This is a genomic window from Hwangdonia sp. (genome assembly GCF_048381975.1).
Classification (GTDB): domain Bacteria; phylum Bacteroidota; class Bacteroidia; order Flavobacteriales; family Flavobacteriaceae; genus Hwangdonia; species Hwangdonia seohaensis.
In genome coordinates, this window is sequence record NZ_JBLWYT010000002.1 from 12,808 (window position 1) to 31,841 (window position 19,034).

Annotated in this window: 16 protein-coding genes; 8 read left to right on the forward strand and 8 right to left on the reverse strand. The window is 35.8% G+C overall.

All coding sequences use genetic code 11. The annotated features are described in order from the left end of the window. The first annotated feature begins 58 nt into the window (after positions 1 to 58). The 3 genes from ACN5J7_RS03795 (at position 59) to ACN5J7_RS03805 (ending at position 1,149) form a co-directional block, all read left to right on the forward strand. A complete protein-coding gene (locus ACN5J7_RS03795; RefSeq protein WP_311940661.1) occupies positions 59 to 508 on the forward strand; it encodes a PA2169 family four-helix-bundle protein in 450 nt (149 codons plus the stop codon). 299 nt (positions 509 to 807) lie between these two features. Then, complete coding sequence (locus ACN5J7_RS03800; protein WP_311940662.1) at positions 808 to 969, forward strand: DUF1328 family protein; 162 nt, start codon at positions 808 to 810, stop codon at positions 967 to 969. Positions 970 to 1,011: 42 nt separating this feature from the next. Then, positions 1,012 to 1,149: a hypothetical protein gene (locus ACN5J7_RS03805; RefSeq protein ID WP_162835818.1), complete on the forward strand. Its 138-nt coding sequence runs from the start codon at positions 1,012 to 1,014 to the stop codon at positions 1,147 to 1,149. A 76-nt stretch (positions 1,150 to 1,225) separates the two neighbouring features. Here ACN5J7_RS03805 and ACN5J7_RS03810 read toward each other — a convergent pair whose 3' ends face one another. Together ACN5J7_RS03810 and ACN5J7_RS03815 are read right to left on the reverse strand one after the other, a co-directional pair. Further along, positions 1,226 to 2,569: a GYDIA family GHMP kinase gene (locus tag ACN5J7_RS03810; protein ID WP_418602844.1), complete on the reverse strand. Its 1,344-nt coding sequence runs from the start codon at positions 2,567 to 2,569 to the stop codon at positions 1,226 to 1,228. Between the two features lie 27 nt (positions 2,570 to 2,596). Continuing rightward, the gene (locus ACN5J7_RS03815; protein ID WP_418602845.1) at positions 2,597 to 3,919 is read right to left on the reverse strand and encodes a hydroxymethylglutaryl-CoA reductase, degradative; all 1,323 of its coding nucleotides are present in this window, start codon (positions 3,917 to 3,919) and stop codon (positions 2,597 to 2,599) included. 150 nt (positions 3,920 to 4,069) lie between these two features. Here ACN5J7_RS03815 and ACN5J7_RS03820 point away from each other — a divergent pair, with 150 nt between their 5' ends. The 4 genes from ACN5J7_RS03820 (at position 4,070) to ACN5J7_RS03835 (ending at position 10,203) form a co-directional block, all read left to right on the forward strand. Next, positions 4,070 to 6,301, forward strand: a complete 2,232-nt coding sequence (locus tag ACN5J7_RS03820; RefSeq protein WP_418602846.1) for a S9 family peptidase — start codon at positions 4,070 to 4,072, stop codon at positions 6,299 to 6,301. A 26-nt stretch (positions 6,302 to 6,327) separates the two neighbouring features. Continuing rightward, positions 6,328 to 7,716, forward strand: a complete 1,389-nt coding sequence (locus tag ACN5J7_RS03825; RefSeq protein WP_418602847.1) for a peptide MFS transporter — start codon at positions 6,328 to 6,330, stop codon at positions 7,714 to 7,716. Positions 7,717 to 7,781: 65 nt separating this feature from the next. After that, positions 7,782 to 9,566 carry a peptide MFS transporter gene (locus tag ACN5J7_RS03830; RefSeq protein ID WP_311940684.1) on the forward strand — a complete coding sequence of 595 codons (1,785 nt, stop codon included), beginning with the start codon at positions 7,782 to 7,784 and terminating at the stop codon, positions 9,564 to 9,566. 88 nt (positions 9,567 to 9,654) lie between these two features. Continuing rightward, complete coding sequence (locus tag ACN5J7_RS03835; RefSeq protein ID WP_311940687.1) at positions 9,655 to 10,203, forward strand: thioredoxin family protein; 549 nt, start codon at positions 9,655 to 9,657, stop codon at positions 10,201 to 10,203. Positions 10,204 to 10,275: 72 nt separating this feature from the next. Here ACN5J7_RS03835 and ACN5J7_RS03840 read toward each other — a convergent pair whose 3' ends face one another. The 5 genes from ACN5J7_RS03840 to surE form a co-directional block, all read right to left on the reverse strand. After that, positions 10,276 to 12,315: a ComEC/Rec2 family competence protein gene (locus tag ACN5J7_RS03840; protein ID WP_418602848.1), complete on the reverse strand. Its 2,040-nt coding sequence runs from the start codon at positions 12,313 to 12,315 to the stop codon at positions 10,276 to 10,278. A gap of 188 nt (positions 12,316 to 12,503) precedes the next feature. Then, on the reverse strand, positions 12,504 to 13,004 hold the full coding sequence (locus ACN5J7_RS03845) for a C40 family peptidase (protein WP_418602849.1): 501 nt from the start codon (positions 13,002 to 13,004) through the stop codon (positions 12,504 to 12,506). Positions 13,005 to 13,006: 2 nt separating this feature from the next. Next, entirely contained in the window at positions 13,007 to 14,122 is a 1,116-nt protein-coding gene (gene lpxB, locus ACN5J7_RS03850; RefSeq protein WP_311940698.1) for a lipid-A-disaccharide synthase, read from the reverse strand. Between the two features lie 36 nt (positions 14,123 to 14,158). Then, positions 14,159 to 14,440, reverse strand: coding sequence for a hypothetical protein (locus ACN5J7_RS03855; protein WP_311940701.1), 282 nt, complete (start codon positions 14,438 to 14,440; stop codon positions 14,159 to 14,161). 66 nt (positions 14,441 to 14,506) lie between these two features. Further along, positions 14,507 to 15,283 (reverse strand): 5'/3'-nucleotidase SurE, encoded by a 777-nt coding sequence (gene surE / locus ACN5J7_RS03860; protein ID WP_418602851.1) that lies wholly within the window; start codon positions 15,281 to 15,283, stop codon positions 14,507 to 14,509. Between the two features lie 199 nt (positions 15,284 to 15,482). Here surE and ACN5J7_RS03865 point away from each other — a divergent pair, with 199 nt between their 5' ends. Next, positions 15,483 to 17,618: a carboxy terminal-processing peptidase gene (locus ACN5J7_RS03865; protein ID WP_418603231.1), complete on the forward strand. Its 2,136-nt coding sequence runs from the start codon at positions 15,483 to 15,485 to the stop codon at positions 17,616 to 17,618. A gap of 91 nt (positions 17,619 to 17,709) precedes the next feature. Here ACN5J7_RS03865 and ACN5J7_RS03870 read toward each other — a convergent pair whose 3' ends face one another. Continuing rightward, complete coding sequence (locus tag ACN5J7_RS03870; protein WP_418602853.1) at positions 17,710 to 18,915, reverse strand: C40 family peptidase; 1,206 nt, start codon at positions 18,913 to 18,915, stop codon at positions 17,710 to 17,712. Positions 18,916 to 19,034 lie beyond the last annotated feature (119 nt).

The following is a 19,034-nucleotide window of genomic DNA, read 5'->3' on the forward strand; positions in this document are numbered from 1 at the left end:
AGATGTAAACCAGTAGGCATCTTAAAATAAATTACTGCTAATATAAAAACATATAATTATGAGTACTTACACAGAAGAAATTGGAGATAAGTTAAATGACTTATTGGAGAAAACCTACGATGCCGAAAAAGGGTTTAAAAAGGCAGCAGATAAAGTTGATAACGCGGCTTTAAAATCTTATTTTAAACAAAAAGCACAAGAGCGTTATGGTTTTGGGCACGAATTAAAATCTGAAATAAAAACTTTTGGACAAGATGTAGACAAAGGCGGAAGCCTTAAAGGATCGGCACACAGAACCTGGATGGATGTAAAAGCCTTATTCTCATCCGATAATGAAGAGTCGATGCTCGAAGAAGCCATTCGAGGTGAAAAATCGGCCATTGAAGAGTATAGCGATGTTATTAATGAAACAAGCTTGCCAATGAGCACAAAATCAATTTTAGAGTCCCAAAAAAATAAAATTGAAAACGGCTTATCTAAAATTAAAACTTTAGAGGATTTAAGCTAAAATCCGCATAAATTTTAAAAAGACAATTTATTATTTTATTACAGTTAAAAGTTTGGCTATTTGAGTCAACAAAAACTATATAATAACACTAATATTGAACTTGGTTGGTTAGTGAATGAGACCTTGGTGTATTTCTAATATATCAGGGTCTTTTTGTATTTCAATAAAAAGGATATTCTTTTTATTTGCGTTAACATCAACCTTATAAGAGTTAACCTAACTTTAAACAAAATGCCACATTTGTAATATGGAATTCGATAGTCGGATTTCTTAATATTAACCATTAAAACCATATAATTATGTTACGTTGGACAATAATATTTATAATCATCGCAGTAATCGCTGGAGTTTTAGGATTTGGAGGCATCGCAGGAGCATCTGCAGGTATTGCAAAAATTTTCTTCTTTATTTTTATAGTGCTTTTTATTTTATCATTACTAAAAGGTGTTATTAAAAAGTAGATAGAACACTAAGCCAATTATTAACTTTAAAACACAATCACAATGAAAAAATTAGCAAAAGTATTTTTAATTTTATTTACCATTTCAACGGTATTTACAAGTTGTAGAGAAACAACAGGCGACAAGGTAGAGGATGCCGTAGAAGATGTAGCCGATGATGTTGAAGACGCTGTAGATTAATTAAACAATAAAAACAAAACATATCAAATAGAACTTATTTTTAATAGGTTCTATTTTTTTATGTACATACTGTAATTTATAAAATCATATCCTCAAACGGAATGATGGTTTTAAATCCTTTTTGGCTAAAATAATGTGTAGGATTGTTTTGGGCAGCCACTAAAATAAAATCGCCTCCCCAAGCGCCAAGGCTTTTTATACCGCCATTAAAATCGTTAAACAAGCTCGCTTTTACAGAACTTTGTTTTATGATTTTTGAAATGATGTTTTCGTGTTTTTCGATAAGAAATATAAAGTTTTCAAGTGTTTTACAAGAGATGATATTTTGGGTAATGTCGTTTATTTCTGAAATAGAGTCCGATAAATTTGATCTATTGTTTTTATATCGCGCTATCCCATCCCGACTATTTTGTTTTTGATTGAGGTAAACAAAATACAGGTGGTTTTTAAATGAAGGATTAAAATCTATTTCGTCAATGTTTCTCTTTTTGTCGTGTTTTATCGTGTCACCTTGAGCGCAGTCGAAAGGTTTTTTTAGTATTCCTTCGTTAAATAATTGATAGGTAATTGCAGTATTGTGTTGCGCACAAGCAATATCGTAACCACTACCGCCAAAGGTGTTTTCTAAAAGTTTATAGCCATCAACTTGCGCCCATTGTGCCATATTGTTTACTAAGGTAGAGGAGGTGCCCAACCCCCAATGTCTTGGAAAATCTAGTTTTGTAGTGATTTTGAATCCTCCATTACTATTTAAAAAATCAGGGTTGAGTTGTTTTGCGTAATTTAATATTTGAAGCAATCTATCTGAAATAGTGTTGTTATTTCGAACGGAGTGAGAAATCTCATTTTTTATAATTTCAAAAGTATCCTCAAACCAAACACTTCCTTTTTCATCCAAACTTCTCCAAATAAGTTTGGATTCGTTTATGGGTTCAACCTCTAGCGCTTGTCCGTATTTAGTTGGTATGGCTAACGATAAAGCACCGTCGAGCACCACGTATTCGCCCGTTAATAAAAGTTTTCCGTTTGAATTAAATGTTATATTGTTTAAGTTTTTAGCCATTTGAGGTGTTGTATTTGAAGTTCTCGTGGTGTCTGAGGCACTCGTGGTGTCTGAGGCACTCGAAGACGCCTTATCTCGATAAGCTAAAGATAAATAAGGCAATTTTTCAAAATTATTTTCTATTAAAGTTTCTTTCTTTTCTCTACTCCATCCTTGTATTTGTTTTTCCCTATAAAACGCTTCGCCTATGTTTTCAAATTCCTCACAGTAAACTAGTTTTATTGGGAGCCTTTTTCTTGTATGATTTGCACCTAAACCGTTTTGATGTTGTTGAATTTTTAGTTCTAAATCAATAGTGCTTCCAGTGTAATAACTTCCGTCGCTACATTCTAATATGTAAACGTATCCTTTTTGCATTTTAGTTGGTTTGTGCCTTCGAGAGCCTCAGGCACCATTACGTAACTTATTTAAAGCCTCAACAACTGCACTATGGGTTACCGTATTGGTTTTAAAATGTTCGGTTAATAAGATCTTTTCGTTATCGCTAGCTTCAAATTGGTTTAGGATATTCATCAAATGCATTTTCATGTGGCCCTGTTGGATGCCCGTTGTGGTTAACGAACGCAGTGCCGCAAAATTTTGTGCTAAACCAGCAACGGCAACAATTTGCATCAACTCTTTGGCCGAGGGTTTATGTAACAATTCTAAAGCTAGTTTTACTAACGGATGCAAGCCTGTAAGGCCACCAACAGTACCGAGCGCCAAAGGGATTTCCATCCAAAATGTAAATATGCCACCCTCAATTTTTGCATGCGATAAGCTGCTGTATTTTCCGTGTCGCGATGCGTAAGCGTGCACCCCAGCTTCAACAGCTCTAAAGTCATTTCCGGTTGCCAAAACCACAGCATCAATACCATTCATTATACCTTTGTTGTGCGTTACGGCACGGTAGGGTTCTATCTCGGCAATGTTAACGGCTTGCACAAATTTAGTGGCGAAATCTTCTCCCGAAATCGAATCGTCCTCCTTCAAATCTTCAACCTTACAGCTAACTTCGGTGCGCACTAAACAATCGGGAACGTAATTGGATAAAATACTCATTACGATTTGGATGTGCTTTTCATCATCAGAAAAACCGTCAAATACTAAAGCCTCGTTTTTAAAGGTATCTGCAAACTGTTCTAAACACGAATTTATAAAATTGGCGCCCATGGCATCTAAGGTCTCAAAAGATCCGTGCAATTGGTAATACCCTTTTATATCGTTGGTTTTATCGCGCAATTCAATATCAATAATACCGCCGCCTCGGGCTTCCATGTTTTTGGTAATGGGTTTTGCATCTTCAATAAGCTTTGGTTTTACATGCTTAAAAAAACGTTGCAATTTGTTAAAGTCGCCATGGTACATAAAGTGGACTTGCCCAATTTTGGTTGTAGACATAACGGTGGCTTTAAAGCCGCCTCTATCCAACCAAAATTTTGCCGCTTTACTTGCGGCTGCCACCACCGAACTTTCCTCGATTGCCATGGGTATGGTATAAAGCGTGTTGTTTATTAAAAAATTTGGCGCTACACCAAGTGGCAAATAATAATTGGTTATGGTGTTTTCGATAAACTCGTCGTGCAATTGTTGCAGTTTTTCGTTGCTGCTCCAATACTGTTTTAAAACGCGTTTTGCTTCTTCGGTATTTGAAAAATAGGTGTTTACAATCCAATCAATTTTTTTTGATTTTGAAAGCTTAGAAAACCCTGAAATTGTTTTGCTCATTTATTAACTCATTTACAGCACAAATATACCATTCTTGGTATGAAAATTGAAGGCTTAGTTTTCACATTCGTCCATTTAACTGTTAATAGTGTCGGTTTTTTGCATAATTTTTAGTAAACTTGACATCGTTTTGTCAAAAAAATAATTTAAATGAAAATTCTACGATTGCCCTTATTTATTTGTCTTTTCACTACCTTAATCTTATCGGCTCAAACTAAGCAAATTACACTTAACGAAATCTGGGATGGCACCTTTAGCACCAACAGTATGGATGTGTTGCATTCCATGAAAAACGGGAAGCAATATTCGGTGTTGAATTTTGATAGATATACGAGGTCGACTTCGATAGATATTTACGATTATAAAACGTTGAAAAAGATAAAAACGCTGGTAAATTCTTCCGATATCAACGAGCTTAATTATTTTACCGATTACACCTTTAGCAAAGATGAAAGCAAAATTATTTTGGCCACAAATGAAGAATCTATTTATAGAAGATCGACATTAGGAAATTATTATGTGTTTGATATTGATGCTAAATCCATAACCTTAATTTCTGAAAACAGAATTCAAGAACCCACGTTTTCTCCCGATGGTACTAAGGTTGCCTATGGGTTTGAAAACAATTTATACTTTAAGGATTTACATACCGGTAGCACGACACAAATTACTTTTGATGGTGAAAAAAACAAAATTATCAACGGGATTACCGATTGGGTTTACGAAGAAGAATTTGCTTTTGTTCGCGCTTTTGAATGGAACGCCGATAGCAATAAAATCGCTTTTATAAGGTTTGATGAAACCGATGTCCCTGAGTTTTCAATGGATGTTTACGGCACCGGATTATACCAAACTCAGCAGGTGTTTAAGTACCCCAAAGCAGGTGAAAAGAATGCTGTGGTTTCGCTTTATATGTATCATTTGGATGCCAATAAAACAAACCCGGTTAAAGTAGGTAAGGCGTATTACGATTTTTATATTCCTAGAATTGAATGGACAAATAACCCCGATATTTTAAGTGCACAATACATGAATCGTCACCAAAACGAATTGGATTTATGGTTGATAAACGCCAAAACCAGCACCTCCAATTTAACACTTGCTGAAAAAGACGATGCCTATATTGACGTTACGGATAACCTAACTTTTTTAGAAGACAATAGTTTTATTTGGACCAGCGAAAAAGATGGTTACAACCATATTTATCATTATTCTGAAGAGGGCAAACTCATTAACCAAGTTACCAAAGGCAATTGGGAAGTCACGGATTACTATGGTTATGATGAAAAAGCGAATAGGATTTTTTATCAATCTGTTGAAAATGGTTCAATAAATCGCGATGTGTATTCTATTAAATTAAACGGTCGCGATAAAAAGCGATTGACAAAAAGCGAAGGCACAAACAATGCTTCATTCAGTGCGGATTTCTCATATTTTATCAATACCTTTTCAAGCGCCACTACGCCACCGGAATACACGTTAAACAGTGCATCTTCAGGAAACCTCATTAAAAGCATCAAGGATAACGATGTGTTGTCCAAAAAACTTTCCCACTATAAAACCTCAAAAAAAGAGTTTAGCACCATTCATGTAAACGGTAACGATTTGAACATGTGGATGGTTAAACCAGCCGATTTTGATGCTACAAAACAATACCCGTTGTTAATGTATCAATATTCGGGTCCAGGGTCTCAACAGGTGGCTAACCGTTGGAATAATTCAAACGATTATTGGTATCAGCATTTAGCGCAACAAGGATATATTGTGGTTTGTGTTGATGGTCGTGGTACCGGTTTTAAAGGCGCACAATTTAAAAAGATGACTCAAAATGAATTGGGCAAATACGAAGTTGAAGACCAAATTGATGCCGCAAAACAATTGGGAGCATTACCGTATATTGATGCCAGCAGAATAGGTATTTGGGGCTGGAGCTACGGTGGTTTTATGAGTAGCAATGCCTTGTTTAAGGGTAACGATGTATTTAAAATGGCCATAGCCGTTGCTCCCGTAACGAGTTGGCGTTTTTACGATACCATTTACACAGAACGCTACATGACAACACCACAGGAAAACCCAAGTGGCTACGACGATAATTCACCAATTAACCACGTCGATAAATTAAAGGGCGATTATTTGTTAATTCACGGTTCTGCCGATGATAACGTACATTTGCAAAACACCATGCGATTGGTTGAGGCTTTAATTCATGCTGATAAGCAGTTTGAATGGGCGGTTTACCCTGACGATAATCATAGTATTTACGGTGGAAACACAAGGTTACACCTCTATAAAAAAATGACTACTTTTATAAATTCTAAACTTGGCGATAAACGAGAAAAAGCCAAAGTAAACGAAACAAAAAAAGTAGATATAAAAGGATAAAATAATAACTAACTAACAATAAATTTATGGCAAATTCAGCTACAATTAAACAAAAAGAATTATTTGGACATCCGGTTGGGTTATATGTTCTGTTTTTTACCGAAATGTGGGAACGCTTTTCTTATTATGGAATGCGAGCTATTTTGGTGCTTTATTTAGTGCAGACAACATCTGATACAAACCCTGGATTGGGATGGACCAACGGAGAAGCTTTAGCGCTTTACGGCTGGTATACCATGCTGGTTTATGTGATGTCAATTCCCGGAGGATGGATTGCCGATAAGTTTCTTGGGCAGAAAAAATCTGTACTTTATGGCGGAATAATATTAGTTGCAGGCCATAGTATTTTGGCTGTTGAACAAATGTGGGCTTTTTATTCAGGTTTGGCTTTAATCATAGCTGGAGTTGGGATGTTAAAACCGAACATTTCTACTATGGTTGGTGGGTTGTATAAGCAAGGGGATATTCGAAGAGATAAGGGATTCACTATCTTTTATATAGGAATAAACGTTGGTGCCTTTTTATCTAGTTTAATTGTTGGTTATGTAGGCGAAGTACATGGTTGGCATTACGGTTTTGGATTAGCCGGAATTGGTATGACATTAGGGTTAATTCAGTATGTTGTAGGACAAAAACATTTAAAACACGTGGGTAACTTTCTTGGGGCTTCTCAAAATTCAGATGATAAAGAGCTGATGAAAAAACCTTTAACTAAAATAGAAAAGGATCGCGTGATTGTTCTGTTTATATCATTTTTATTGGTAATTGTTTTTTGGGGTGCATTCGAACAAGCGGGTGGATTGATGAATATATATGCCAAAGAAAATACCAATAGAATGCTCATGGGCTGGGAAGTGCCTGCATCTTGGTTTCAATCCTTAAATGCCATGTTTATTATTTTCTTAGGAACATCGGTGGCTCTTTATTGGGCAAATAGAAAATTAAAAGGAAAAATATCAACTTCTTTATTTAAAATGATAGTTGGGTTAATTATAATGGGAACAGGATTTTTCTTTATGTCGGCCGCAGCTTCAGAATTTAACAGCACGGGTTCTTCCGCTATGTATTGGTTAGTGCTGGCTTACTTGTTTCACACAGTTGGTGAATTATGTATTTCTCCAGTTGCATTATCATATATAACAAAACTTGCTCCAGTGAAGTATGCTTCGTTAATGATGGGAGTTTATTTTGCCATGACTGGTTTTGGTAATAAACTTGCGGGATTATTAGGCGAATCGGCTGAAGGTTTGGGAGAGCTTACGGTATTTACGGGAATAGCTGTTTTCTGTGTGGTGTTTGGAGTTCTAGTGATGTTATTCAGGAAGAAACTGGAAACTTTAACCCATGGCGCCGAAGATAATGAAAGAACAATGCATGAGGAGGCTGAAGGCTTCGAATTAGCAGATAATCAATAAACTATCAATAAACCTCGTAATTTATTATGGGGTTTTCTTCATTAAAACCATTAAATATTCTTTTTATGAATACCGATATCGAAAATCTATTTAAAGACAAGGTAATAGGGCATCCAGCAGGATTATTTGTATTGTTTTTTACCGAAATGTGGGAGCGCTTTTCCTTTTATGGGATGCGTATTTTATTGGTGCTGTTTTTAACGGCGCCTATAATAAGTGATAACCCAGGTTGGGAATGGCCCCGCGAACATGCTTTGGCTTTAATTGGTACTTATGCTTCGCTGTTATACTTAACGCCAATTATAGGTGGATGGATTGCCGATAAAATTACAGGATATCGTGTAGCCGTTGTTATTGGCTGTTTAATAATGACGCTTGGCCATGCTTCTATGGCCTTAGAAACTACCTCGTCTTTTTATATAGGTTTAGCCTTGCTTGTTATTGGTACCGGTTTTTTTAAACCAAATATTACATCGATTATTTCTGAAATGTACAAGGGGAAGGAGTCTAAAAAGGATGGCGCATATACCATTTTTTATATGGGTGTTAATGCCGGGGCATTTTTTGGGATGATGCTTTGTGGCTATTTGGCTGAAAATTATGGTTGGCCTTGGGGCTTTGGTTTAGCTGGGATTTTTATGTTTTTAGGCATGTTGCAATTTTGGTTGGCTAAAGATTTGTTTGGAAATGTAGGGGGAAAACCGTCATTGAAACACGTGGTTGAAATTCCTCAGAATATTAATGAAGAAGCCCCTAAAGAACAAGAAGAATCCGCTGTTGATGAAAAACTGAATCCGTTTACCGCTTTCGATAAAATATTAATTGTTTTATCTTCCGTAGGAGGCTTGCTCTATCTTTTTAATGACCCTTTAGAGAAAATAGAAGGAACTAGTTTAATGCCTTTTGAAGTTGGTGGCTTAAGTGGCTCTAGCTTTATAGTGCTTTTAGCTTTGGCATTGTTCTTAGTTTTACTGGTAACGCGTATTGCCAGATATTTGCCTATTGTTAGAGATAGAATTATTGCTGTATCTATTTTTGGTGTGTTTACCGTGTTCTTCTTCGCCTTTTTTGAGCAATCTTTAGGGTCAATGACCTTGTTCGCTAGAGATTACACTGATAGAACCTTAGTTGGAAACTCTGCCATGATCTTTAAAATAGTTGACGCCTTATTAACTACTGTACCTTTAATTATTATTACTTGGGTGCTTTACTTGTTGGTAAAAAAGACCTTTGCTAAAATCGGACTATCTAACGTTGTATTAGCTATTGCGTTCGCTGGAATTTGGTTTTTGGTTATTTTTAGATTGGTAAATAAATTCACCGAAGAAGGTCACGAAATTGAAGCCACTTGGTTTGGTATTCTAAACTCGTTCTTTATAATAACATTGGCGCCCTTGTTTTCTAAATGGTGGGAGAGTAAATACAACCCCAGTGCCGCAATGAAGTACGGTTTAGGTTTAATCTTGTTAGGTTTAGGTTTTGCGATTTTATCCTACGGAGCATCTGGCATTCCTTCAGGAGCTCAAACAGCATCGGTTAGTATTGTATTCTTAATATTAGCATACTTATTACATACTATGGGAGAACTGTGTTTATCACCAGTTGGGTTATCGTATTTAAGCAAATTGGTGCCTGCCAGAATGATTGGTTTTATGTTTGGAGTTTGGTATTTAGCCATTGCAGTAGGGCAAAAGGCTGCCGGAACTATGGGTGGCATGATTGATAAAATATCTGAACAATATTCACTTGGTACTTTCTTTTTAATATTTACCTTAATTCCGATGGGAGTTGGATTAATTTCCATTTTGTTAAACCCATTACTCAAAAAACTAATGCATGGTGTTCGTTAATCGAAAAAAGTGTTAAAAATTATTCAAAAAGCTCCTCTTTAGGAGCTTTTTTTGTAAGTTCGGAACAAATTTTGCAACTTAGATTACTATGAAAAATACAGTACTTATATTACTATTGGCCGTTTTAACATCGGCTAGTGGTTTCGCACAAAAAATAAATTGGGTTACTTTTCAAGAGGCTCTAGAGCTTCAAAAGAAAAGCCCTAAAAAAATTATGATGGACGTTTACACCAACTGGTGTGGCCCATGTAAATTGTTAGATCGCAACACCTTTCAAAATAAAGAAGTTGCCGATTATGTTAATGCACATTATTATGCCGTTAAGTTTAATGGCGAAGGGAACGAAAGTGTAAACTACAAAGAAAAAACATTTTCTAACCCTAGATATAATCCTGCAAATGCGAATAGACGTAACACGCCACATGAATTGGCGGGATATTTTCAAGTTAGTGCATACCCAACCATCGTATTTATTGATGAAAAGGGTGAATTGATTTTTCCATTACGTGGTTACCAAACTCCGGCACAATTAGAGTTATATCTAAAAATGTTTAAAGAAGACGACCATAAAACGATAAAGACCCAAGAAGAGTTTAATGCCTATTACAAAGCGTTTAAGTCTGAATTTGAAGGTTGAAAATTAGCTTCTTGAAATTTTTTATTTCAAGATTTCAAAAATTTGTCATTCCCGAGACATCGGGAATCCATTTTAATAAGCAATAATAAAAGCTCCCTTTTTACTAGTTTGGTGAAAAGGGAGTTTTCTCTTTTCGCAAATAGCTTCCCATTGCTTAATGTAAGATTTGTAATTACTGCCATCGGCAATGATGTGTTTCGGTTTTATGGAATCAATCAGTCTATTCAAATTTATTTTAGGCGATTGTCTCAACAGCACATAATCGGGTTGAAACGATTTTATATTGTAAACACCTAAACTATCAACAACTAAAAGCGTTTTATCATTTAAAATATAAATAGATTTTAGCGTATCTTTTTTAATGGTTTTTATATGATTTCCAACCGTGTAATCTTTTATTATTTTATTTTTTGAAGCCGTTAAGCTATCAAAATCATGAGCAACCAAAAGGCTGTGGTTTGTGCTGTTTCCCAGTAAACTATACCGACTTTTATGAAACACTATAAATTCATTTGAAGTGTTTTTGTAATGTATATAAATAAAAGCACATTGAATGCATATTACCGAAACGAGTAGCAATTTTAAATTCGAGAAGCTGCGTTTCTTCAAAAATTTCACAAGTGCAATAATGCCTAAATAGAATGCGAAAACATAAATTAAACCAAAAGCAATATCTTTTAAAAGAAAGGCCTCTTGTTTAGAGACCCAACCTACAAAACCGTTCATACCGCTAATAATATAACCGTAAATTTCGGCAAAAAAGTTTGGGAGTATGTTAATTGCTGCCAATAGAATCACGAGAATTCCCAATCCTAAAATGAGCCCTAAAAATGGAATAATGACCAAATTCGAAATAAAAAACAACCCCGGAAACTGATGGAAATAAAATAAGCTAACCGGTATTATTCCAAATTGTGCCGAAACCGTTACGGTAAGCGTGTGCCAATATTTGTCGAGAAACCAATTTTTTGGCCGCCATAAATTATACAACATCGGGTCTATGGCTACAATGGCAAAAACGGCTAAGTAGCTTAACTGGAAACCAACATCGAATAAAAACAAGGGTTTAAAAAGTAAAATGACAAACATGGAAATGGCCAAAGTGTTGTAAACATTGGTGGGCCGCTTTAAATTCATGGCAATGGCAACAATGCTAAACATGGTTACGGCCCTGGTTACCGACGCCGACAAACCAGCAATTAAAGCAAAACACCACAAGCATAAAACGAGTAAAATGGCTTTAATAAGTTTGCCGTGTTTTAAGCGTTCTATGGGTTTAAAAACAAAGGTTAAAATGAGTAAAATAATACCCACATGCAATCCAGAAACAGCTAAAATATGTATGGCACCTGCATTCGTGTAACTGGTGTAAACTTCTTCGCTAATGTCTTGTCGTTGCCCAAGTAATAAAGCGTTAATTATAGCGAGTTCATCGGGTTTAAAATGATAGGGTTCGAGTTTTAAATTGATGTGTTCTCGAATATTATCGGCCATCCCAAATAAGGTGTGCCTATCGGAACTTGTCTTTAAAAGCGATGTGTTTTCAGTAAATATTTGATGATAAATGTATTTCTTTTCGAGATACTTTTTATAATCAAATTGATGTGGATTTAATGGATGAATAAGATTCTGAAAAGCAATATTTCCAATAATGATATCGTCTACTTTTAATGCGGATTGCGTCGTGTCCTTTTGAATGTTTAACAACGATTTTCCCGAAACCGTTTTGTCGTTGATTTTTAATATATCAATAACGTATTTATCGTAATAATTCCCCGGTTTTAAAACCTCTCTAATTCTAAATGTTACGGTTTCCAGTGAATCTTTTTCAACTGAAATAAATTTTAAATAATGATTCGAAAAGTTTTTTTGATTATGAAAAGACGTGGTTAAAAACCCAATAAAAATCATTAAAATGTAAGCCGCAATACCAAACCAAATGGTTTTGACAAATTGTTTTCTTGCCTTTAAAAAAAAGATAGATAAAATAACCAGTAACCCCACCGTTATGTCTATGCTTAAGCGGATGGAAATAGGGAATAAGTACGAAATGAGGATTCCTAAAATTAAGAAACACGTTAATTTAATAATGGTGAAATTGAGTAACTTCATACAACCGAAAGTTACTAAAAAAACTATAATCCCAAATGAATTTTGAAATCAACAATATCCGAGTAAAATTGTTCGATACCGAGAAAGACCTAATCTAATTGGGTTAATTTGCGGCAACTGTTGTTTGTCAAAGTCAGAGACAAGCCTCGATTCTAAATTCTTAAAGCGTAGCGGTGTAAAATATTTTTTTAAAGAACACGCCTTGCTTGAACAAAGGCGTAATACCAATAGCGTTCGGATAGCTCCGAAGTTATAACGCCGTTGCTTGTGGTTGAATGAATAAACTCTACGCGCCCCACTTGCGATGTTGTTACAATGCCCACATGGTTCACTTTTCGGCTGTTTTTTTTGGTAGCAAAAAAAAGCAAATCGCCTTTTTTAACTTCTTTTAGGTCTATCCAATCGCCAGTAATGGCCAAGGCTTTTGTGGTTCTGGGAAGCGAAATGGCTTCACTTTTAAACGCCGTATAAATTAAGCCCGAACAATCCATTCCTTTTTTTGTGGTGCCGCCATATTTATAGCGTGTGCCTTCAAATTTTTTAGCGAAATCGATAATGTTCTCAGCTTTATAAAGTGGTTCGGTTTCGGGTTTTTTTACAACTACTTTCGATTTTTTTGTTACAGATTTAGAAGATTTACAGCCGCTAAAGCCTGCCATTAACAAAAGTATTAAAAGAAACTTCTTCATATTTATGCTTTAATGGATTTGTAAATAAGTTTAGCCGTTTTCTCGCTAGCACCTTTACCTCCAAGTTTTTTTTCTAAATCGTAATAATCTAAAAATAGCTGCTTTCTTTTTTCAGAGCTGAGTATTGATTCCAATTCTTTTTTCAGTCTTTTTTTATTGAAATCATTTTGGATAAGCTCCGTAACCACTTCTCTGTCCATAATTAAATTAACCAAAGAAATAAATTTTAAAGTAATAATCCGTTTTGCTATTTGATACGAAATATTACTGGCCTTATAGCATACCACTTGCGGTATTTTAAACAAGGCCGCTTCAAGGGTGGCGGTGCCAGAAGTTACCAATGCCGCTGTGGAAACACTTAACAAATCGTATGTTTTATTGTCGATAAACCGAACGTTGGGGTTTTTAATAAAGGTTTTGTAGAATGCATAATCCTGACTTGGTGCCCCCGCAATAACAAATTGATAATCTGTAAAATGGTTAGCTAAACTAAGCATTACAGAAAGCATTTTGGTGATTTCCTGTTTTCGGCTGCCCGGTAAAAGTGCAATAATTGGTTTGTTGCTTAGGTTGTAAGTGGTTCTAAAATCAAATTCGTTAACCTGTGTTCTGTCGGCAATGGCATCAATTAAAGGATGCCCAACAAAAGTAACATCGTAATCAAATTTGTTTTTATAAAACTCTTTTTCAAAGGGCAGGATAACGTACATCGCATCAATGTCCCTTTTAATAGCGTGTACTCTATTGGCCCTGGATGCCCAAACTTGTGGCGAAATGTAATAATTGGTTCTAAAACCTTTTTGTTTTGCCCATTTTGCAATACGTAAATTAAACCCCGAATTGTCTATAAAAATGATGACGTCCGGATTAAAAGATTCGATATCTTTTTTACAAAACGAAATGTCTTTAAATATCTTATTGAGATTCAAAATTACTTCAATAAACCCCATAAAAGCACGCTCTTTATAATGCTTTACCAAAGTACCGCCAACATTTTGCATAAGGTCGCCGCCCCAAAACCTAAAGTTAGCATTAACATCTTCTTTTTGCAGTGCTTTCATTAAGTTGGAGGCGTGTAAATCGCCCGATGCTTCGCCAGCAATAATATAGTACTTCATGCGATTATTTTATATTTTTAAGCAAATCGCTTTGATTTAAAAAAGTTTAAATACAAAGGTAAAAACAGCGATAAAAACAGTGATTAACAAAACGCCCCTGGCGCGATAATCCTGTTTCTTTTTTATAAAGATAAAAAAAGCAGCCAGATTTAAAATAGCTCCTAAACTTATTAATTTACCCAAAAAACCTTCGGCAGCGGCACTTTTTATTACGGTAGTAAAATCGTCACCGCCGCCTAAAAAAGTTGCCGCTAAAATGAGGCCGATAGCGTTAGCGATCAATCCTACAAACATGCCTATAAAAATTTCTTTTTTCATTTACTTAAATTTTGCAACAATCCGTTATTTAGTAATTCAATTGGTATGGGTTTTCAGTTTATGCCATTACCGGTTTAAATTCCAGTTGTTTAATGTTTTTATATGGTTGTGCGCCGTTAAATCGAATTGTGTTGGCACTACCGAAACATAATTGTTTTCCAATGCCCATTCGTCGGTATCTTCGCCGCTATCCAAATTAACAAATTTGCCCGAAAGCCAATAATAGTCCCTCCCTTGGGGATTTTGTCGTTTGTCAAATGCTTCAACCCAATTGGCTTTTGCTTGTCGGCAGATTTTTATGCCTTTTATTTGTTCTTTTGAAACATTTGGGATGTTCACATTTAAAACCACACCTTCAGGGATGCCGTGTTTTAAGGCGTTCTCGGTAATGGTTTTAACAAACGGTTTACAGGCTTCAAAATTAGCTTTCCAATTGTAATCCAATAACGAAAATCCAATAGCAGGAATGCCCTCAATACCGGCCTCAATGGCGGCACTCATCGTGCCAGAGTAAATCACGTTAATAGAAGAGTTGGAGCCGTGGTTTATGCCAGAAACGCACAAGTCGGGTTTTCTGTCCAATATTTCCCTAACGCCAAGTTTTACGCAGTCGGCAGGAGTTCCGGAGCAGCAATATTCCAATTGTGACTCGTTATCGGAATTTATTTGCCAAACGTATAATGTCGAGTTTATGGTAATGGCGTGCCCCATGCCACTTTGCGGGCTATCGGGTGCAACAACTACAACATCGCCAATGGTATTTATTACTTCAATTAAAGCCCTAATGCCCGGAGCATTAATGCCATCGTCGTTAGTTACTAAAATCAGAGGTCTTTTTGTCATATATTGGTTGTAAATACACCGCTAAAATACATAATTTAGTCAGCAAACACTTAATTTCTTTGCTTTAACAAAAAATTAGTAGCAAATGTCTGTGTTGGCATGGTTTTTTCTTTATTTTAGTGAAAAATAACAATTGATTTTTTTTAAATCGGAGTTGTTTTTTAAAATTCAAGAAAAAGATAAACAGATGAAAAATATTATGAAGAGGAATTATAAAGTATTGCTGTTAATGGTGTTGCTGGCATTTGCATCATGTAGTTTTACCACTAAAACATTTGATGATTCTGATAAAGATAAATTGCTAATCCACATTATTAAAAATGTTTTGGAACAACTTCATTTCGATCCTATTGCTATGGATGATGAATTTTCGGAAGCCTTATTTTCAGGTTATATAGAAACCGTCGATCCCCTAAAACGTTACTTTTACGAATCGGACATTAAAGATTTTGAAAATTATAAATTTACGATAGATGATCAGTTAAAAGTTTCAGACGTCACCTTTTTTAATGTGACGCACGAGCGTATGTTAAAACGAATTCAGGAAGCTAAATCGCTTTACAAGGAAGTGCTAGCACAACCCTTTGATTATTCCAAAGATGAGGTTTTCGATACGAATTCTGAAAACACCGCTTACGCCAAAAACCGAAAAGAATTAAAAGAGCGTTGGAGGCAACAACTTAAGTTTTCAACACTTACAAATTACGACGATATCTTTACACAGGAACGGCAAGCTAAAGAAAAGGACCCATCCTATGTTATGAAAACCGAGGAAGCTATTGAAAAGGAAGCGCGAGAAGCGACCTTAAAATCCCTTGATATATATTTTAACGATAATATCGACGACTTAAAACGCGACGACTATTTTGCCGTTTATGTAAACGCCATTGTGGAAGAGTTCGACCCGCACACCTATTATTTGGCACCTCGTAGTAAAGAAGTTTTCGATCAGCGTATGTCTGGAAAACTCGAAGGTATCGGTGCCGGACTTCAAAAACGTATGGACTATATAAAAGTAACGTATTTAGTATCCGGAGGTCCCGCATGGCGAGGCAAAGAGCTGGAAATGGGCGATGTTATTTTAAAGGTAAAACAAGAGGATGAAGACGTGGCGGTTAGTATTGTTGGTATGCGAATAGACGATGCCATTAAGTTGATAAAAGGGCCAAAAGGCACTAAAGTAACCTTAACTATTAAAAAAGTTGATGGCTCCATTAAAGATATTACCATTACCAGGGATATTGTTGAGTTAGGCGAAACTTATGCCAAATCGTCATTGGTAGAGAAAAACAATAAAAAGTTTGGAGTTATAAATTTACCTTCGTTTTATTTGGATTTCAATGATTACAAAAAGCTTAACGCTGCAACCGATGTTAAAGAGGAAATTGAGCGCTTAAAGGCTGAAGGCATGCAAGGTTTGGTACTCGATTTACGTAACAACGGCGGTGGTTCGTTGCCCGCTGTAGTAGATATGGCAGGTTTGTTTATTGAAGAAGGCCCTATTGTGCAAGTACGCTCAACAGCAAAGCCCAAAGAGGTTTTAAAAGATAAGGATAAATCCATTACTTGGGATGGTCCATTGGTTATTTTGGTAAACGAAATATCTGCTTCGGCATCCGAAATTATGGCAGCGGCCATGCAAGATTACAAGCGCGCCATTATTATTGGAAGCAAACAAACGTATGGAAAAGGAACCGTGCAAAATGTGGTGAATTTAAACAATGTAGTTAGAAATAGTTCCAGTGGCGATTTGGGTTCGTTGGCCTTAACTACTCAAAAATATTACAGAATCAATGGCGGCTCGGTACAGTTGGAAGGCGTAAAAAGCGATGTTACGGTGCCCGGGCGATTCAGTTTTATAGATGTAGGCGAAAAAGATAAGCAAAACCCTTTGCCTTGGGACGAAATAGATGCTGCCAATTATACCGTTTGGGATGGTTATTTTGATTACGACGAAACCATTAAAAGAAGCAATGAGCGCATGCGTAATAACGAACAGTTAAAGCTTATTGAAGAGAATGCCAAATGGGTGAAAAGTAAAATTGACGATACCGTTGTGCCCTTAAAATATGAGGCTTATAAATCGGCCAATGATTTAAACGAATTGGAATCAAAACGCTTTGATGCGATATCAAATTACAAAACAAACTTAACCTTTACATCACATGCTTTTGAGAGAAATCTTTTTGAAAGTGACACCACGGATTTAAGGGAAAAACGCGAAAGATGGCATCAAAGCTTAAGTAAGGATGTTTACATTGAAGAGGCTTTAAATGTTCTTGAAGATTTAAAAATGTCTTACACGATTAAAAAAGTAGCGACTGTAAAAGATTAGTTTTTGCAAGTGTATTGATTTTCGAATTCATTAAAATAAAAAACGCTCTAAATGCTTAAAAACTTTTGGAGCGTTTTTGGTTTGTACTTAGTTATAGTTTTACGGTAGTGTCTTTTTTTAAATCGATTATCATAGCATCTTCAACACCCAAATAACGTCTTGCGCCTAAATACCTGTTTTTGTTGAAGGCGTCATAATTATCTGCTTTAGGGTTTATGGAGTTTATTCTAACTTGACTTGCGGCATGTATAAATTCGTTTTTATCATTGCCTAACCAAATGCCGACGTGGGTGGTACGCTGTTTGGTGCTATCGGTTGCTTTTTTGCCAAAAAACAATAAATCGCCTTTTTGTAAATTTTCAAAAGCCAAATTTGAATCCACAACTTCACCGGCGTTAATTTGTTGTGAAGCATCTCTCGGGATTACAAACCCATTCATTAAATACACTGTTTTGGTAAAGCCGCTACAATCCATTCCTTTGGTTGATGTGCCGCCCCATAAATAAGGCGAACCCACAAAACGTTTTGCGGTATTTTCAATTAAATCGCCGGAAGGCTGCACGGTTTTAATCCAATGGTTGTAAATAACAGCTTCCTTTTTATTGATGTAGCCCACACGACTATCAGGATAAGCTACTTTGTAAAAGTTTTTACCCGTTTCCAAAAGCGCTAATTGAGCACCTAAAACCAGGTCTGAAACAATAGGCGCATTTGCGTTTTTTGATGCGTAAGCATGCCCGAAAGTTTGGGTATATATTATTTTAGGGGCGGTTTGCCATGTATTTAGTTCTGCAGCGGTCATTAGCTTAACGCCACCGTGATCTACCCAAGAAATATAGCGATCGGGGGTTTGTATTAAATAAAAATCACCATCAATTTTCAGTACGTTTAAAACCGTTCCTAAAATGGCTTGTGTTGCCAATTCTGCCGAATGTTTGGGTTTTGAGCGTATGTTGGCTACCGAGTTATTAACAACGGCATATTTGGTTTTTCCAACAGATTTGTTGGGTAATAAATCGATGGTGTAATCAATATGAAACGCTCCGGTTTTATCAATTAAAGGCGTGAGTTGGTCATTAAAAATCGAAACAACGTCAGCGTTGGTGGTTTCTCCGGTAACGGATAAGGTTTTATCTTTTTTTTCTAGCTTAATATCAAAAACTTCAACCCGGGTATCTGGCGCATAAATGGTTTTTAGGCTGTCTTTTACCGCTTCAAAATCGTTTTGAAAGTTGCTTTGTTGTTTGTTGCAAGAGACTAAAAAAAGCAATGCGAATAGAATAATGTGATTTTTCATCAATTATAAATTTAGTAAGCTAAAATACTAAAACAAACTAAAATTACAGCTCCAGTTACCGTAATGATTTTGCTATGTATTGAAGGCCAAAAAGATAATTTATTTAAAGCTATAGAATA

What these genes read in the sequence shown, in the direction of transcription:
- ACN5J7_RS03795 (WP_311940661.1), top strand. Translation starts at nt 59, where the DNA reads ATGAGTACTTACACAGAAGAAATTGGAGATAAGTTAAATGACTTATTG.
- ACN5J7_RS03800 (WP_311940662.1), top strand. Translation starts at nt 808, where the DNA reads ATGTTACGTTGGACAATAATATTTATAATCATCGCAGTAATCGCTGGA.
- ACN5J7_RS03805 (WP_162835818.1), top strand. Translation starts at nt 1,012, where the DNA reads ATGAAAAAATTAGCAAAAGTATTTTTAATTTTATTTACCATTTCAACG.
- ACN5J7_RS03810 (WP_418602844.1), bottom strand. Translation starts at nt 2,569, where the DNA reads ATGCAAAAAGGATACGTTTACATATTAGAATGTAGCGACGGAAGTTAT.
- ACN5J7_RS03815 (WP_418602845.1), bottom strand. Translation starts at nt 3,919, where the DNA reads ATGAGCAAAACAATTTCAGGGTTTTCTAAGCTTTCAAAATCAAAAAAA.
- ACN5J7_RS03820 (WP_418602846.1), top strand. Translation starts at nt 4,070, where the DNA reads ATGAAAATTCTACGATTGCCCTTATTTATTTGTCTTTTCACTACCTTA.
- ACN5J7_RS03825 (WP_418602847.1), top strand. Translation starts at nt 6,328, where the DNA reads ATGGCAAATTCAGCTACAATTAAACAAAAAGAATTATTTGGACATCCG.
- ACN5J7_RS03830 (WP_311940684.1), top strand. Translation starts at nt 7,782, where the DNA reads ATGAATACCGATATCGAAAATCTATTTAAAGACAAGGTAATAGGGCAT.
- ACN5J7_RS03835 (WP_311940687.1), top strand. Translation starts at nt 9,655, where the DNA reads ATGAAAAATACAGTACTTATATTACTATTGGCCGTTTTAACATCGGCT.
- ACN5J7_RS03840 (WP_418602848.1), bottom strand. Translation starts at nt 12,315, where the DNA reads ATGAAGTTACTCAATTTCACCATTATTAAATTAACGTGTTTCTTAATT.
- ACN5J7_RS03845 (WP_418602849.1), bottom strand. Translation starts at nt 13,004, where the DNA reads ATGAAGAAGTTTCTTTTAATACTTTTGTTAATGGCAGGCTTTAGCGGC.
- lpxB (WP_311940698.1), bottom strand. Translation starts at nt 14,122, where the DNA reads ATGAAGTACTATATTATTGCTGGCGAAGCATCGGGCGATTTACACGCC.
- ACN5J7_RS03855 (WP_311940701.1), bottom strand. Translation starts at nt 14,440, where the DNA reads ATGAAAAAAGAAATTTTTATAGGCATGTTTGTAGGATTGATCGCTAAC.
- surE (WP_418602851.1), bottom strand. Translation starts at nt 15,283, where the DNA reads ATGACAAAAAGACCTCTGATTTTAGTAACTAACGACGATGGCATTAAT.
- ACN5J7_RS03865 (WP_418603231.1), top strand. Translation starts at nt 15,483, where the DNA reads ATGAAGAGGAATTATAAAGTATTGCTGTTAATGGTGTTGCTGGCATTT.
- ACN5J7_RS03870 (WP_418602853.1), bottom strand. Translation starts at nt 18,915, where the DNA reads ATGAAAAATCACATTATTCTATTCGCATTGCTTTTTTTAGTCTCTTGC.